Source organism: endosymbiont of Galathealinum brachiosum (assembly GCA_003349885.1).
Taxonomy (GTDB): Bacteria; Pseudomonadota; Gammaproteobacteria; order SZUA-229; family SZUA-229; genus SZUA-229.
Map to the genome: position 1 here is coordinate 861,909 of QFXC01000011.1, position 15,167 is coordinate 877,075.

A 15,167-nucleotide genomic window follows, 5' to 3' on the forward strand; every position below is an offset into this window, starting at 1 on the left:
AACATGGGCTGACGATATTTTCTGCGATACGATGCAAAGTGAATTGTAAGTTTTATTATTCGTTACACTCCGACTTCTGATGAAGTTTTTGCGGATGACAATACTCACTGTTTTACTTTGACGTGTGATTAGAAAGAAATAAAACGTACCCTGGTATTTTAATAAATTGACTTACCGCCTTTAGGAAATTGTCTAAATTTCTTATACGTCCATTGATATTGATGAGGGTTTTCTCTTATTAGTTTTTCTACATCCCGGTTCATCTGTGCTGCTGCCTGTTCCAGATCGAGAGTACTCAAATCTGTACTTGATTCACGAAAGACCATTTTAAATCCACTGCTATCTTCAAGGCGTTGTGCGTAAGTATATATAACAGCAGCGTTGGTCTTTTTTGCCAGTTTTGCTAGTAAAGTCATTGTGTAACAGGGAATATTAAAAAATGGAATAAATAAGCCATTATCATCCGGTGCCTGATCCGGTAGCATGCCAACGAGTTTTGCCTGTTTCAGAGTTTTGCTCATGGCTCGAATGCCGCTGATGTCGGTTGCAATTAAATTAGCGCCAGTGCGTTGTCTGGCATGTCTGATGAAACTGTCTATTTTTGGGTCCTGTTGAGGAGAATACATTGACGTCATCGGGTAATGTTTTGCGAGATATAATCCAGCCAATTCCCAGGAACCGTAATGGGGGGAGGCTATAATAACGCCTCTACCCTGTTCTCGCGCCTGTCGGATTAAAAACTCATTTTCACTGCCTTTTACCATATTTAATGTTTTTTCAGCATCCTGGTGCCACAATTTTCCTGATTCCAGAATCACCTTTCCTGTTTCATTGAGGATTTTTCTAACCAGCATAGTTTGTTGTTGTGTATTTAGTTCAGGAAAGCAATGTTGAATGTTTTTCTCAGTAATTCGGCGTATTCTGCTATTCGTAAGCCAGGTGAGTTTGCCGACGACTCTTCCTAGCAGGTGAATGAGCTTTAAAGGCAGTACTGAGGTTAATATTAATACAGTTTTGAATATAATAAATTTCATTTGCAGATGTGTAATTGTTGTTCAGTGGCAACCATGATCATAGGTACGTCATGAGGTTGATGGGGTAGTTTATCTACTAATTGTAACTCGTGAGCCAGGCCAATTAAATAAGGGCTGTAACGTTTTTTTCTAAACAGGCTGAAACTTAGGCTACGGTCATAAAAGCCACCACCCATGCCCAATCTATTACCCGTTTTATCAAACCCTACCAGAGGCATTAATATTAGATCGAGTTGATGTGCTTTGAGCCAGTGTTTTGGGTGTACGTCAGGTTCTGCAATATTGAAACGATTTAATTTCATCGGGCTATTTTTAAAATAGGGTACAAAATACAGCCGGTTGTTAAATGGTGACAATATAGGTAGATATATCTTTTTATTAGATCGCCAGGCTTTTTCAATTAGAAATTCAGGGTCTATTTCACCATCTGCAGCCAGATATGCGGCTATATGTTTACTGCGTTTAAATAAACTGCTTTGACAAAGTTGCTTTTCCAGTTCCAGTGCATGCTCTACCTGTGTGTTCGGTTCAAGAGCTTTACGTTGCTGACGTAAGTTTTTACGTAGAGCCTGTCTTTGTTTGCTCGGATCAGTTGCTGGTTTATTCATAATAAAAAAGCCCCGCATAGCGAGGCCGGTGTTAGGAGGGTGCTACCACAACTGCCGTAGCTTTTCTCACGAACCTTGAACCAGAAGTTCAGGTGGGAACTAGCGTCGATGTATAAGGCTTCCCGCATAAAGCGGTAATGCACACAGCACCGGCAGACACATTCCCGGGGTCGATGAGTAAGGCTCAAGGGTTTTATAAGTAAGCTTACAAGCACCGCAGAGGCACCCAAACTGGGTTTGTAGCAACCTTAGTTGCTGCAATAATTCTGTGTATTAATTAATGTAATTAACCCGATGTTACAGGTCAGATGTCTATTATGCTACTTCTATATCACGAAGTGCAATATCAATTTTTTTCTGTAAATTCAGCATCCGGTTATCAACATCACTAAAGCTATCCATTGAAACATGACTACTGAGTAATTCGTGTGCCAGATTCAGAGCAGCCATAACGGCAATACGCTCAGTGCCAATAATAGAGCCCTTGTTTTTGATATCGTCTAAACGGTCATTCAAAAAATCAGCTGAATCTTTTAAAGAAGATTGTTGGTCCGCGGGGCAGGCTACGCGATAGTCCTTGTCCATTATTCTTATATTAAGGCCACTGCTATCACTCATTAAACATACTCGCTAAAAACGCCAGAAAAAAATCCATTAACATAAAATTGATGAGATCCAGAAAAACTATGTACAGCTTATCTTTGAGTGTATCTTATTTACAGAAGTAAATAGAAAAACTATGCGGTTTCGATAGTTTTAAGGCGTGTAATCATGCTTTCTACTTGATTTCGCACTTGTTCTCTTTGCTCAAACAGGTGGGCGCGGTCGCCTTTTGTATCCTGTAGTTGCTGCTTTAGCTCAGCATTTTCAGCTGATAGCTTTTTGGACAGGGCAAGTAATTCTTCTACTTTGCTTTCCAGTGCTTCGATATTGCTTTGGTTTTCTGTGCTCATAATGTGAATATAGTAAGTCTTGGGCGATAGGTCAAATTTTTCAGGCTCTAACTATCGCGTGTTAGTATGAATTGCGTAAATAAACTATAATGCAAAATCGCTGCTACAAATTTCTTTTACATTATATTTCAATAGCTTGTGTAAATCCGAGCTACTAAATAATGGATTAGACGGTACAAGTGACAAAATACTGACAATTATACTGACAGGAAAAAAATATGATCTCCAGACCGGATTATAACAGTTTAACTGATGCTCTGGCTAAAGCTGATGCAGAATTAGTCGCGTCAGAAGCCCATGGATCGCTTTGCGGCATGCTGTGTGCTGCCGGAACGATTGAGCTCAGCAAGTGGCTAGATCAAGTCTTTGAAGTGTTTGATGTAAATAATATATTGATTAAAGAAGCCAGTCAGTTATTGGTGGGTTTATATAATGACACACAGGCGCAATTAAATGATTCAGAAGCGGATTTTCAGTTATTGCTACCCGATGATACTGATTCTTTGGCGCAACGCACGGAAGCACTGGCGTCATGGTGTCAGGGTTTTACTTATGGTCTGGTCGCAGGCGGCCTGAAAAAAGACCAGAAGTTACCAGAAGATACCGCTGAGCTGATTAAAGATATGGTAGAAATTGCCCGGGCAGGCCATGACCTGGGTGATGATAGTGAGTCAGATGAAGAGTCTTTTATGCAAATTTATGAATATGTTCGTATGGGTGTGTTGTTAATAAATGAAGAATTACAGCCTTCGCATAAGCCACCTGAAATATTGCAGTAAAATATTAGGTGCGGCTGTTGATCTTTTGTGACTCGCATTTATTATAGATTAAGCCCGATCAGGTATGACTCGGTAAGAAATTAATGCTTTGATAATATAAAAGAATATTGTCTTTTTTAGTAAGAGATCAATATCCTGAATATGTAAATGAATATTTTACTCCCCGGTATTAAAGAGATGACAGTTTAATGGATCAAAAAATTCACGCACGACACAGAAAACAGCTTCTTCGAATGATTGGAGAAGATGGAATTGCTATTTTACCTGCAGCCCCGGTTCGTTGTAGAAATCGGGATGTGGATTACCCTTATCGACAGGATAGTGATTTCTTTTATCTAAGCGGTTTTCCTGAGCCCGAGGCTGTTATTGTGCTGGTGCCCGGGCGTAAAAATGGTGAATATATTCTGTTTTGCCGGGATAAAGATGAAGAGCAGGAAATCTGGCATGGTCGTCGTTGTGGGCCTGAAGGAGCATTAGAGCACTATGCGGCAGATGATGCGTTTCCAATAGATGATATTGACGATATTTTGCCCGGTTTGATGGAGCATTGTGAGCGTGTTTATCACACGATGGGGCTGGATCCCCAGTTTGATAAACGGGTTATGGACTGGGTTAATTCATTACGTAAACAGTCACGTTCCGGTGGTCATGTGCCTTATGAGTTTGTCTCTCTGGATTATCTATTACATGACATGCGGTTATTCAAAAACCGTGATGAAATTCGCCTGATGAAGAAAGCCGCTAAAATTTCTGTTGAAGCGCATAAGTGTGCGATGCGCATTTGTAAACCGGGTGTAAATGAATATCAGCTTGATGCGGCAATAATGTATGAGTTTCAGCGCAATGGAGCAACCTGGGCTTATCCCAGTATTGTTGGCGGGGGAGCGAATAGCTGTATTTTGCATTACACCGAAAATAATATGCCACTTAATGATGGGGAGCTTGTGTTGATTGATGCCGGTTGTGAGCTGGGTGGTTATGATGCAGATATTACCCGTTCGTTTCCTGTTAATGGAAAATACAGCGAGGCACAAAAAGAAATTTTTGATCTGGTTGTACAGGCAAACCTGGACGGGATTAAGCAGGTGAAACCGGGTAATCACTGGAATGACCCACATCTTGCAGCAGTGAAAACACTGACCAAAGGCATGATTGAGCTTGGCTTATTAAAAGGAACCTTGAGCAAGCTCATAAAAGAAGAAGCTTACAAGAAATATTATATGCATCGAACCGGGCACTGGTTAGGTATGGATGTGCATGATGTGGGTGATTACAAAGTTGATGATGAATGGCGTTTGTTAGAGCCAGGCATGGTATTAACCATTGAGCCGGGTTTGTATATTCCTCATGGAAGCCGTGGAGCAAAACGCTGGTGGAATATTGGTGTGCGTATAGAAGATGATGTTGTTGTGACGAAAGATGGTCATGAAGTTTTATCTGCCGGATTGCCAAAAACGACAGAAGAAATTGAAGCCATAATGGCTGGAGAATAAATAGTATTGTTGTTAGTCGACAAATAATTATTGAATCATATGAGTAATCAGTACGACATAATTATAATCGGTGGGGGCATGGTTGGTGCCAGTCTTGTTGCGGCCCTGAAATATCATAGCGATAAAAAAATAGCGGTTGTTGAGGCTTTTCCATTTGATTCATCTTCACAGCCGAGTTTTGACGACCGTTCAATTGCTCTTTCATATGGTTCTCGGCGTATCTGGGAATCAATGGGTTTGTGGGAGAAATTAGAGCCTGAAATTGAAGCGATAAAATCTATTCACGTTTCTGATCGAGGTCATCTGGGCGCAACGCGTATAAATCATACTGAAGAAAAAGTTGAAGCACTGGGTTACGTGGTAGAAAACCGTGTAATGGGTCGAATATTGATGAATGAAGTTCAGTCTTTGGATCATGTTGACTGGTATTGTCCGGCAACCATTGAATCACTTGAGCAATTACCTGATCAGGTATCAATTAAAATTAAAACTGAAAAAGGCGAGCAGGATTTGCAGGCAAAACTACTGGTTGCTGCTGATGGAGTGACATCCAGTACGCGGCAACTGGCAGGTTTAAATACGCTACGTGAAGATTATAAACAGTCTGCAATCATTGCAAATGTGCAAACAGATCAAAAACATCAGGGAATAGCTTATGAGCGTTTTACTGACAGCGGTCCCGTTGCTTTTTTACCCATGACAGAAAATAGATACTCTGTTGTCTGGACCTGCAAAGAGCAGGAAACTTCCCGAATAATGCAGCTTACTGATGAAGAGTTTATAAATGAATTACAACAGACATTTGGTTTTCGTGCAGGTTTAATAGAAAAAACCGGCGAGCGTTTTTCCTATCCCCTGGCGTACACAGAAGTAGAGCAGTTAACCAAAGGCAGAGTTGTTGTTATTGGAAATGCTGCGCATGCTTTGCATCCAGTTTCAGGGCAGGGTTATAACCTGGCCTTACGTGATGTTGCCGAGCTGGCAGAAATGATTGTAGAAAATGAAGATCCTGGACATGCTTTATTGTTATCTGAATATCATACAAAAAGATTAAAGGATATGCATCGGGTGTATCGAATTACTGATTCAATGGTAAAGATTTTTTCAAATAATTTTTCACCTTTAGGTCACTTAAGAGCGTCAGGATTAATTGCGGTAAATTTAATATCTCCAGTGCGTTCGCTGATGGCTCGTCAAAGTATGGGTTTGTTGGGTTATATGAATAAACTACAACGAAGGTTACCGCTGTAAATGGATAAGCAATACGACATCATTATTATTGGTGGAGGCATGGTAGGCCTGACACTAGCCTGTGCGCTGGGGCAGCAGCAATTTAAAGTTGCTGTGGTTGAAGCTTATGCACCGCAAGATATAAATCAGAATGATGATTATGAATTGCGTGTATCGGCTATCAGTAAATCATCGCAGCAGGTGTTGCAAAGTATCAATGCCTGGCAGGGTATGCTGAATCGTCGTGCCTGTGCTTATCAACACATGCATGTATGGGATGCAACGGGTGATGGCAATATACACTTTGATGCAGCAGAGCTCGGGCTGGATTCACTGGGTCATATCATTGAAAATAAAGTCATACAGTTTTCTCTGTTAGAGCAATGTTTAAAATTATCCAATGTTGACTGGTTATGCCCGGAGCAGGTAAAAGAAATTTATTTTTCTGAGACTCAGCAGAAAGTTGTTTTAAACAGTGGTGAAGAAATAGTTGCTAAATTACTCGTGGGTGCCGATGGCGCAAACTCTAAAGTGCGTGAAGCTGCGGCTATTGAACTTAATAAATCGCCTTATGAACAAAAAGCAGTTGTGGCCGTTGTTAAAAGCACTTTGCACCATAAAGATACTGCGTGGCAACGCTTTTTACCCAGCGGGCCGCTGGCTTTTTTACCGCTTGGTGATGGTAATTGTTCGATTGTCTGGTCCGCAGAAAATCAGCGAGCAGACGAATTAATTGAAATGGATGAAACCGTATTTATAACCGAGTTGCAAAATGCATTTGAAAATACATTGGGTAAAGTTGAAAAAGTAAGTCAAAGAGCCGCTTTTCCATTGATTCGCAGACATGCAAAAGAATATGTAAAACAGGGTGTAGCATTAGTGGGCGATGCTGCGCACACCATACATCCACTTGCGGGGCAGGGTGTGAACTTGGGTTTGCTTGATGCTGCTGCATTAGCGGAAGTGTTAATTAAAGCAAGGTCTCAGGGTAAAATTATATCCTCCTTAACAACGCTTAGAAAATATGAACGATGGCGTCGTGCCGATAATAGTTTGATGATGTACAGCATGAGTGGTTTTAAAAACTTGTTTAGTAACGATCAGGCTGAATTATCTTTAATTCGAAATGCGGGTTTAAATATGATTGATAGCATCGGGCCTGTGAAAAATAAATTTATGCGTCATGCATTAGGTCTTGAAGGCGATCTGCCAGAAATGGCGAAATCAATTGGCTGGTAGGTAGTTGTAATTTTTTTAAACGTTATGCACCTAATTAAATTATCAGAAGTAAATCATTCAGAAAAAACCTTAACTCAGGCCGTTTTACAGGTCACCCAGATGTTGGGTATTTATCATGCAGAGTTGGCGCGAATACTCCGGGTTCAATGTTCAGATATTGGTGAATTGTCAAATGCTGAAAATATAATAGTCATAAATTCTACAGCATGGAGTCAGGCAGAAAAATATATAGAGTTATATGAGTTATTGTATAACCTGCAAAGTGGTGATGAAGCATTAGTTAATAACTGGTTAAGAAAGAAAAATAAAAAATTAAACGGAACGCCACTGTATCTAATGGTAGATGAATTGCGTATTGATGATGTGCTTGAAGTGCTGAAAAAAGATTGATCTGTTTGTTAAATCGGGAGTGGGTAATATTGCTAAGGCGCATCTCCGTCGGGGACAGGCCGGTGCTTTTCCGCTCTGTCCCCTTAATCCATACCACCAAGAGCCGACAGTGTAATTAGCCGACTCCGTTAAACTCTTGATGGCATCAGCAAGGGGGGCGGAGCGCAAAAAGCGCGGTCCATCCCCGATGGAGATGCTCTTTAACAGGGTGAACAAGATGTTTATAACTTCTCTTTCGGAAACTCTTTAATATACAAATCCTGCTTCGTATAAGGTATTTCAATATTTTGTTTATTAAATTCTTTGTAAATGGTGGTTAATAAAATATCAATGACCTGTCCGCGTAATGAAGGGTCTTCTACCCAGCATAATAAATCCAGATCCAGACTGGAGTTTCCAAAACTTCTAAATCGAACTCTGGGTGGCGGGTCAGCGCATACCGTTGTTTCTGCTAAAGCTACATCAAATAATATCTGTTTAACCTGATCTATATCACTGCCATAAGCGACACCGACTCTGATTTGAATTCTAAATTTTTTGTAGGGGCCACCGGATTCATTAATGATTTTGGTGTTGCCCATAATTGAGTTAGGAATGGTGAGTTCTACATCTGCACGTGTGAGCATGCGAGTGCTGCGTATTCCTATATGCGTAACCATGCCTCGCTCACCTGTGTCGAGTACCACATAGTCGCCAATTTTATAGGGGGCATCAGCAAGTATTAAAACGCCGGAGAATAAATTTGCCAGTGTATCTTTGGCAGCAAAACCAACGGCAATACCTACGATACCGGCTGATGCCAGCCAGGCCGTCATATCTATATTCCATAGAATAAAAATGATATAGATGGCGAGACCTGAAATGATTAACGCCGATAAATTCTGAAACAGGGGTAGAGTTTGTGAAGTGACCAGAGGGAGGTTGTGTGTGTTTCGACTAGAATGTACCAGTACAATACGACTTAGGCGCATAAAGAATAATGACCATACCAGCAAGGCTAAAGTATAAAGAACGGTTGATGTGAACTGCCCGGACTCATCGGGAAATGTAAGTTTGCTGGCTAACCCCAGTGCAATAAGAATAATGCTGTTGCTGACTGTCGGGCGGCTGATATGGATAATCTGGTTATCCAGATGTGTTTTGGTTTTGTCAGCAATTTTTAAAATGAGTTTGCTGATAACGTTATTAAAAAGGCGAGCCAGGAGCAGGCTGGATAGCACAATAATAATCGCCTGATAAAAAGGGTTTTCACTGAAAATATTCAGTAAATCAACAAGTTGGTTTTCATTTAACCAGTCCATATTGGCCGCTTTAGTTTGTTTGGGTTGATTGATAATCCCAGAATATGATAAAAAATACAAACCACGTTTTATGTGCTTTTCTATCTTTAGTTGATTTTATTGATATTAGCGGATGAGAGGGGCAGCAATTCTGGTATTAGGGTCGATACTCTATCAATTTACACCTATCTGGTTTATAGTACGCGCTCAATTTAAACCGTACATCACGTATAGTTTGAAGCTGTGGGAGAGACTTTCCGGTTAATAACCTGGAAGGCACCGAAGGCGCAACCGCCCGGAAACGCTCAGGTAAACGGACTACAGCTTCGCGTCAGAACGAATGGCAATTGACTCTGGAGAGCAGCCTCGATCGAAGGCTCACCGAAGGGGACGCGTAGAATAATTATCTACGTCAATCTCTCAGGTATCAGGACAGAGGGGTTTTCTTTAAACTAGAGAACCTTATTGTTATGAGTCAAAAAACCTGTCTATTTGAAAATCACCAGAACCACGGTGGCAAAATCGTTGATTTCGCCGGCTGGGAAATGCCTATTAATTATGGCTCACAAGTTGAAGAGCATCATCAGGTGCGTACCGATGCAGGCATGTTTGATGTGTCGCATATGACTGTGGTTGATCTTGAAGGCGACAAAGTAGTCGCCTTTTTGCAGTACCTGTTAGCGAATGATGTGGCCAAACTGAAATCTGAAGGTAAAGCTCTATACAGTGCCATGCTTGATGAGCAGGGTGGCGTTATTGATGACCTGATTGTTTATTATATGAATGATCAATGGTTTCGCATGGTTGTGAATGCGGGTACACGAGATAAAGATCTTGCCTGGATTAATAAGCAGTCCGGAGCATTTGATGTAAGTGTTACAGAGCGCCCTGAACTGGCAATGATTGCAGTGCAGGGGCCACAAGCGATAGAGAAAGCGTTATCCGCTTTGCCTCTAGATGTTAGCCAGGCAGCTGCAGAATTAAAACGTTTTGTTGGTGTTGCTGCGGGTGACTGGTTTGTTGCACGCACTGGTTACACCGGTGAAGATGGTTTTGAGATTATGTTGCCGGAATCTGAAGCTCCTGAGTTTTGGGAGGCATTAGCAGAAGCGGGTGTAAAACCTATTGGACTGGGTGCCAGGGATACGCTGCGGTTAGAAGCGGGTATGAATTTATATGGTACCGATATGGATGAATCAACATCACCCTTAATATCCAATCTGGGCTGGACCATTGCATGGGAGCCAGAAGATAGAATTTTTATTGGCCGTGAAAAAATTGCTGCTGAAAAAGCCGCAGGAGTGAAGCAGAAGTTAGTAGGTCTTGTGCTTGAAGGTAAAGGCGTACTCCGAGGTCATATGAAAGTAGTATGCGATGCCGGTGAAGGTGAAATAACATCAGGTACGTTCTCGCCCAGTTTAAAACAGGCAATTGCTATTGCCCGTGTGCCTGTTGCAATAGGTGAAACCTGTGATGTAGAAATACGAGGCAAACTAATAAAAGCTAAGGTAATTAAACCAGTGTTTTTCCGTGAAGGAAAATCCTGTTTATAAACAACAGAGCCGGGCTTTAAAAAATAACTTGTCGTCCTTTATATCGTTCAGGGAGGCAGAAAAAACAGTCTGTCGGGTTGACCTGTTTCAGGTGTAATTCGACATAATATAAAATCGTAATAAAGAGGTTATCAACATGAGTGAAATACCAACAGATGTACGTTATACATCATCACATGAATGGGTTCGTCTGGAAGATGATGGCACTGTAACAATTGGCATTACTGATCATGCGCAAGAAGCGCTGGGTGATATTGTATTTGTTGAATTACCTGAAATTGATTCAGAAATTGCACAGGGCGAAGCATGCTGTGTAGTTGAGTCGGTTAAAGCAGCATCAGATATTTTTATGCCTATAAGTGGTGAAGTTGTTGATACTAATCAGACATTGGTTGATGAGCCAGAAATGATTAATTCATCTGCATATATTGATGGCTGGATATTTAAAATAAAACCAGCAGACGAAGATGATGTTGAGCAGTTAATGGATGCAAGTTCATACGAAGCTGAGTGCGAAGACGAGTAAAAGTTAAATATTGCTGCAGAGGCACAGAGTACACAGAGAAAAATATATTTGTATTTCGTGTAACGAAATACAAAATAAAACTCCGTGTACCCTGTGTCTTTGTGGCGGAAATATCTATTAATTAAAGTAGTGATTTAAAATGCCATTTGTACCCCATACCGAAGATGAAATAAAAGAAATGCTGTCTGTCATAGGTGTAGACAGTATTGATAATTTATTTGATGAAATTCCCACACATTTAAAAATTGATGCGCTGGAAAAAGTGCCTGCAGGCTTAAATGAAATGAGCATTAATCGTTTAATGCAAAATCGTGCAGCAGAAGACGGACAGCCGCTTTGTTTTATGGGGGCGGGTGCATATGATCATCATATTCCTGCAGCAGTATGGCAAATTACGACTCGCGGTGAATATTATACTGCCTATACACCTTATCAGGCAGAAGCTTCACAGGGCACGTTGCAGTTAACCTATGAATATCAGAGCATGATGGCGGCATTAACCGGTATGGATGTGTCGAATGCCTCTTTATATGACGGTGCATCTGCCGTATCTGAAGCGGTGTTAATGGCGGTGCGTTCAAATCGCAAATCTAAATCACGAAAAATTCTGGTGCCACGTTCGTTAAATCCAACGTATACAATGGTAACTAATACCATTGTTAAACATCAGAATATTGAATTGATTGATGTGGCTTTTGATAGCACAACCAGCAAAACATCAATGAGTGCGCTTGAAGCATTTACAGGTGAAGATATTACTGCTGTGGTTATCTCGCAACCTAACTTCTTCGGTACTCTGGAAGATGTAGATGCGATTACTAACTGGGCACATGAGAATAATATTCTTGTTATTGCTGTCGTTAATCCATTAAGTCTAGCGTTATTAAAACCGCCGGGTCAGTGGGGGCAGTCGGGTGCAGACATTGCCGTTGGTGATGGTCAGCCTTTGGGTGCGCCTATGTCATCGGGTGGACCGTATTATGGATTTATGTGCTGTAAAAAATCTTTTGTAAGGCAAATGCCAGGGCGTATCGTTGGTCGTACAGTAGATCAGGAAGGTCGTGAAGGTTTTGTGTTAACACTGCAGGCGCGTGAGCAACATATTCGTCGATCAAAAGCGACTTCAAATATTTGCACTAATCAGGGGTTGGTTGTAACGGCTTCAACAATTCACATGAGCTTGCTCGGCCCTGAGGGTTTAAAACAAACGGCGATAAGTTGTCACCAAAATACGCAGTTAATGGTAGAAAAATTAACGGCGATTGATGGTGTGGATGTTGTTTTTGATCAGCCACGTTTTCATGAAGTAGTTTTACGTTTGAATAAATCATCAAAAGACGTTTTAAATAAACTGGCCGATCAGAATATTCTGGCAGGTTATGATTTGTCTGATGATTATAAAGAATTAGAAAATTGTATTTTAGTTTGTGCAACCGAATTACGTGTTGCAGAAGATATTGAAATATTTGCTGCTGCTTTAGCTGAAGCACTTAAATAGGTAGAATTATTATGTTAATTTTTGAACACTCAGCTAAAGGCCGAAAAACTAAAATTCAGTCAACATCAGGTAATGCTGTACCTACTGATATTCCTGCAGAGTTTTTAAGAGAGCAAACTCCCGGTTTGCCTGAAGTTTCAGAAATGCAGGCGGTGCGACATTACACTTCTTTGTCGCAGAAAAACTTTAGCATCGATACGCATTTTTATCCGCTGGGTTCCTGCACTATGAAACATAACCCACGTGTGTGTAATTCACTGGCTATGTTGCCCGGCTTTCTGTCACGTCACCCGTTAGCGCCTGATCAAAACTCGCAGGGTTTTATGGCCTGCATGCATGAGTTACAGGAAATGTTATGTGATGTAACTGGTATGGCTGGTTTTTCTTTAACTCCTATGGCGGGTGCACAGGGTGAGTTTGCCGGTGTTGCAATGATTCGTGCGTATCATGATGCAAATGGTGATACTGAACGTAAAGAAATTTTAGTGCCGGATGCAGCTCACGGTACCAATCCAGCAACAGCAACTATGTGTGGTTTTACAGTAAAAGAAATTCCAACACTGGCCAGTGGTGATGTGGATGTGGATGCGTTAAAAGCAGCCGTTGGTCCACAAACAGCGGGTCTGATGTTAACCAATCCATCTACGCTAGGCGTGTTTGAGCGTAGAATAGAAGAAATTGCAAAACTGGTTCACGACGCTGGTGGTTTGCTTTATTACGATGGCGCTAACCTGAATGCTATTCTGGGTAAAATTCGTCCAGGAGATATGGGCTTTGATGTTATTCACTCGAATCTGCATAAAACATTTTCAACCCCACACGGTGGTGGTGGACCCGGTTCAGGTGCAATTGGTGTAGCTGAGCGTTTAAAACCTTTTATGCCTCTGCCGGTGGTGGAAAAAGAAGGTGATACTTATCGCTGGTTAACGGAAAAAGATTGTCCGCAAAGTATCGGTCGTATGTCTGCTTTTATGGGTAATGCGGGTGTGTTATTACGTGCATATATTTATATGCGCTTATTGGGTGCAGAAGGTATGCGTCGAGTGGGTGAATTCGCTACGCTTAACGCTAACTACATGATGACCCAGTTAAAAGCACGTGGTTTTGAAGCTGCAATTCCTGATCGTTATGCATCACATGAATTTATAATTACGCTGAAAAAACAGGCTAAAGAGCTTAATGTTAGTGCGATGGACTTTGCCAAGCGTTTGCTGGATTTAGGCTATCACGCACCAACAACTTATTTTCCATTGCTGGTACCAGAGTGTTTGTTAATTGAACCAACGGAATCTGAAGCGAAAGAAATGCTGGATGGTTTTGTAGAGGCGCTGGTACAAATTCAGCAGGAAGCCGAAGTGGATGCAGATATGTTACATAATGCGCCATATACAATGCCGGTTAACAGACTGGATGAAGTGCGTGCGGCTAAGCAGTTAGATCTGGCCTGGTCTGCTGATAAAGATTAATGAAGGGTAATCATGGCTGATAGTGGTAATACTGGTTTAACTCGAATCATTAAAGCCATCGGTTTTTCATGGCAGGGTATTAAAGCGGCGTATCAAAATGAAGCTGCATTTCGTCAGGAGTTGCTTTTAGCTACTGTGTTAATTCCTGTAGCGATCTGGCTTGCTGATAATGTTGTTCAAATGGCGTTAATGATTAGCAGTGTGCTTCTGGTCATGATTGTAGAAATATTAAATTCAGCAATAGAAGCGGTGGTTGATCGTTTTGGTGGTGAGCTGCATGAATTGAGTGGCAGAGCAAAAGATATGGCGTCTGCTGCGGTTTTTTTAGCGCTTATCTATATGACTGTGATCTGGTGTTTAATGCTCTGGCAAATTTTTATTCAGCAATAATGGCCTGATTTCTTCCCTTTTCTTTTGCTTCATAAAGCGCCTTATCCGCACGCTCCAGAATTCGGTCGGCGTTGTCTTTTGTTAAATCAAACTCTGTAATTCCAGCGCTAAAGGTTATGTTTTTGACCTGTTTAAATTCATGTTTTTCAATGGCTTCTTTTATGCGCAGGTATAAGCTGTAAGCTGATTTTTTATCGGTCATACTGGCGAGAATGATAAATTCTTCTCCACCAAAACGGGCAAAAACATCTGAATCACGATTTATATTGCTAGCAATAAGTGAAAAATCTTTTAGTGCCTCATCGCCTATACCATGTCCATGCCGATCGTTGACTCGTTTAAAATAATCTATATCAAGGTAAATAATTGAGAAATGCTGTTTATAGCGTTTTGCTCTGTCTATTTCCTGTCGCAGACGTCTATCGAAATATAGACGGTTTGAGGCACCGGTCAGTTTATCTGTAATGGCGAGTTTAATTAATTTACTCTGGAGTATTTTATTTCGCGCGAAAACAAAACCAACAACGGTACTGGCAAACGTGGGTATTACAAAATTAACGATATGGATTTCGCTAAAGGTTATCCATGAATGGATAATTGTTAACAGGGTGAAAGAGACAACTGATATCAGTATGTATATGATAAATAAACGCAGGTGTTTTTTATCTTCAGAACTAAGCATGATTTATTCTGTGAAAGAAGGTTACTCTGGAGTATAGTGTTTTTAC

General features: G+C 41.0%; 16 protein-coding genes, 1 other RNA gene and 2 riboswitches. Of the genes, 10 read left to right on the top strand and 7 right to left on the bottom strand.

All coding sequences use genetic code 11. The annotated features are described in order from the left end of the window. Positions 1 to 158: 158 nt before the first annotated feature. The 5 genes from DIZ80_12395 to DIZ80_12415 all read right to left on the bottom strand — a co-directional run bounded on the left by DIZ80_12395 (position 159) and on the right by DIZ80_12415 (position 2,595). Positions 159 to 1,034 carry a hypothetical protein gene (locus DIZ80_12395; GenBank protein RDH83053.1) on the bottom strand — a complete coding sequence of 292 codons (876 nt, stop codon included), beginning with the start codon at positions 1,032 to 1,034 and terminating at the stop codon, positions 159 to 161. Further along, positions 1,031 to 1,660 carry a 5-formyltetrahydrofolate cyclo-ligase gene (locus DIZ80_12400; protein ID RDH83054.1) on the bottom strand — a complete coding sequence of 210 codons (630 nt, stop codon included), beginning with the start codon at positions 1,658 to 1,660 and terminating at the stop codon, positions 1,031 to 1,033. Before DIZ80_12400 ends, DIZ80_12395 begins: the two co-directional genes overlap by 4 nt. 20 nt (positions 1,661 to 1,680) lie before the next feature. After that, a non-coding RNA gene (gene ssrS, locus DIZ80_12405) (6S RNA) lies at positions 1,681 to 1,868 on the bottom strand. Positions 1,869 to 1,957: 89 nt separating this feature from the next. Next, a complete protein-coding gene (locus DIZ80_12410; GenBank protein RDH83055.1) occupies positions 1,958 to 2,260 on the bottom strand; it encodes a cell division protein ZapA in 303 nt (100 codons plus the stop codon). Between the two features lie 119 nt (positions 2,261 to 2,379). Next, entirely contained in the window at positions 2,380 to 2,595 is a 216-nt protein-coding gene (locus DIZ80_12415) for a TIGR02449 family protein (protein RDH83056.1), read from the bottom strand. Between the two features lie 218 nt (positions 2,596 to 2,813). Between DIZ80_12415 and DIZ80_12420 the strand changes: the two genes are divergently transcribed. From DIZ80_12420 to DIZ80_12440, 5 genes are all read left to right on the top strand, one after another. Continuing rightward, positions 2,814 to 3,374: a YecA family protein gene (locus DIZ80_12420; protein ID RDH83057.1), complete on the top strand. Its 561-nt coding sequence runs from the start codon at positions 2,814 to 2,816 to the stop codon at positions 3,372 to 3,374. 188 nt (positions 3,375 to 3,562) lie between these two features. Then, on the top strand, positions 3,563 to 4,867 hold the full coding sequence (locus DIZ80_12425) for a Xaa-Pro aminopeptidase (GenBank protein RDH83058.1): 1,305 nt from the start codon (positions 3,563 to 3,565) through the stop codon (positions 4,865 to 4,867). Positions 4,868 to 4,906: 39 nt separating this feature from the next. Continuing rightward, entirely contained in the window at positions 4,907 to 6,118 is a 1,212-nt protein-coding gene (locus tag DIZ80_12430) for a 2-octaprenyl-6-methoxyphenyl hydroxylase (protein ID RDH83059.1), read from the top strand. Then, positions 6,119 to 7,336 carry a 2-octaprenyl-3-methyl-6-methoxy-1,4-benzoquinol hydroxylase gene (locus DIZ80_12435; GenBank protein ID RDH83060.1) on the top strand — a complete coding sequence of 406 codons (1,218 nt, stop codon included), beginning with the start codon at positions 6,119 to 6,121 and terminating at the stop codon, positions 7,334 to 7,336. It begins immediately after the preceding gene. Positions 7,337 to 7,360: 24 nt separating this feature from the next. After that, a complete protein-coding gene (locus DIZ80_12440; protein ID RDH83061.1) occupies positions 7,361 to 7,726 on the top strand; it encodes a hypothetical protein in 366 nt (121 codons plus the stop codon). A gap of 221 nt (positions 7,727 to 7,947) precedes the next feature. On the opposite strand, the gene DIZ80_12445 is transcribed toward DIZ80_12440, so the two are convergent. Further along, entirely contained in the window at positions 7,948 to 9,027 is a 1,080-nt protein-coding gene (locus DIZ80_12445) for a mechanosensitive ion channel protein (GenBank protein ID RDH83062.1), read from the bottom strand. 213 nt (positions 9,028 to 9,240) lie between these two features. Next, a riboswitch (glycine riboswitch) is annotated at positions 9,241 to 9,337 on the top strand. Positions 9,338 to 9,349: 12 nt separating this feature from the next. Then, positions 9,350 to 9,452: riboswitch (glycine riboswitch) on the top strand. Between the two features lie 24 nt (positions 9,453 to 9,476). Between DIZ80_12445 and gcvT the strand changes: the two genes are divergently transcribed. The 5 genes from gcvT (at position 9,477) to DIZ80_12470 (ending at position 14,439) form a co-directional block, all read left to right on the top strand. Beyond that, positions 9,477 to 10,559: a glycine cleavage system aminomethyltransferase GcvT gene (gene gcvT / locus DIZ80_12450; GenBank protein ID RDH83063.1), complete on the top strand. Its 1,083-nt coding sequence runs from the start codon at positions 9,477 to 9,479 to the stop codon at positions 10,557 to 10,559. Between the two features lie 136 nt (positions 10,560 to 10,695). Next, the gene (gene gcvH / locus DIZ80_12455) at positions 10,696 to 11,085 is read left to right on the top strand and encodes a glycine cleavage system protein GcvH (GenBank protein RDH83064.1); all 390 of its coding nucleotides are present in this window, start codon (positions 10,696 to 10,698) and stop codon (positions 11,083 to 11,085) included. A gap of 139 nt (positions 11,086 to 11,224) precedes the next feature. After that, positions 11,225 to 12,583: an aminomethyl-transferring glycine dehydrogenase subunit GcvPA gene (locus tag DIZ80_12460; protein ID RDH83065.1), complete on the top strand. Its 1,359-nt coding sequence runs from the start codon at positions 11,225 to 11,227 to the stop codon at positions 12,581 to 12,583. An 11-nt stretch (positions 12,584 to 12,594) separates the two neighbouring features. Then, positions 12,595 to 14,049, top strand: coding sequence for an aminomethyl-transferring glycine dehydrogenase subunit GcvPB (locus DIZ80_12465; protein ID RDH83066.1), 1,455 nt, complete (start codon positions 12,595 to 12,597; stop codon positions 14,047 to 14,049). Positions 14,050 to 14,061: 12 nt separating this feature from the next. After that, complete coding sequence (locus DIZ80_12470; protein RDH83067.1) at positions 14,062 to 14,439, top strand: diacylglycerol kinase; 378 nt, start codon at positions 14,062 to 14,064, stop codon at positions 14,437 to 14,439. Here the strand turns inward: DIZ80_12470 and DIZ80_12475 are convergent. Next, positions 14,426 to 15,121, bottom strand: a complete 696-nt coding sequence (locus DIZ80_12475; GenBank protein ID RDH83068.1) for a hypothetical protein — start codon at positions 15,119 to 15,121, stop codon at positions 14,426 to 14,428. The genes DIZ80_12470 and DIZ80_12475 overlap by 14 nt on opposite strands. Positions 15,122 to 15,167: the final 46 nt, after the last annotated feature.

Coding starts and splice junctions, on each gene's coding strand:
- DIZ80_12395 (RDH83053.1), bottom strand. CDS start 1,034: ATGAAATTTATTATATTCAAAACTGTATTAATATTAACCTCAGTACTG.
- DIZ80_12400 (RDH83054.1), bottom strand. CDS start 1,660: ATGCGGGGCTTTTTTATTATGAATAAACCAGCAACTGATCCGAGCAAA.
- DIZ80_12410 (RDH83055.1), bottom strand. CDS start 2,260: ATGAGTGATAGCAGTGGCCTTAATATAAGAATAATGGACAAGGACTAT.
- DIZ80_12415 (RDH83056.1), bottom strand. CDS start 2,595: ATGAGCACAGAAAACCAAAGCAATATCGAAGCACTGGAAAGCAAAGTA.
- DIZ80_12420 (RDH83057.1), top strand. CDS start 2,814: ATGATCTCCAGACCGGATTATAACAGTTTAACTGATGCTCTGGCTAAA.
- DIZ80_12425 (RDH83058.1), top strand. CDS start 3,563: ATGGATCAAAAAATTCACGCACGACACAGAAAACAGCTTCTTCGAATG.
- DIZ80_12430 (RDH83059.1), top strand. CDS start 4,907: ATGAGTAATCAGTACGACATAATTATAATCGGTGGGGGCATGGTTGGT.
- DIZ80_12435 (RDH83060.1), top strand. CDS start 6,119: ATGGATAAGCAATACGACATCATTATTATTGGTGGAGGCATGGTAGGC.
- DIZ80_12440 (RDH83061.1), top strand. CDS start 7,361: ATGCACCTAATTAAATTATCAGAAGTAAATCATTCAGAAAAAACCTTA.
- DIZ80_12445 (RDH83062.1), bottom strand. CDS start 9,027: ATGGACTGGTTAAATGAAAACCAACTTGTTGATTTACTGAATATTTTC.
- gcvT (RDH83063.1), top strand. CDS start 9,477: ATGAGTCAAAAAACCTGTCTATTTGAAAATCACCAGAACCACGGTGGC.
- gcvH (RDH83064.1), top strand. CDS start 10,696: ATGAGTGAAATACCAACAGATGTACGTTATACATCATCACATGAATGG.
- DIZ80_12460 (RDH83065.1), top strand. CDS start 11,225: ATGCCATTTGTACCCCATACCGAAGATGAAATAAAAGAAATGCTGTCT.
- DIZ80_12465 (RDH83066.1), top strand. CDS start 12,595: ATGTTAATTTTTGAACACTCAGCTAAAGGCCGAAAAACTAAAATTCAG.
- DIZ80_12470 (RDH83067.1), top strand. CDS start 14,062: ATGGCTGATAGTGGTAATACTGGTTTAACTCGAATCATTAAAGCCATC.
- DIZ80_12475 (RDH83068.1), bottom strand. CDS start 15,121: ATGCTTAGTTCTGAAGATAAAAAACACCTGCGTTTATTTATCATATAC.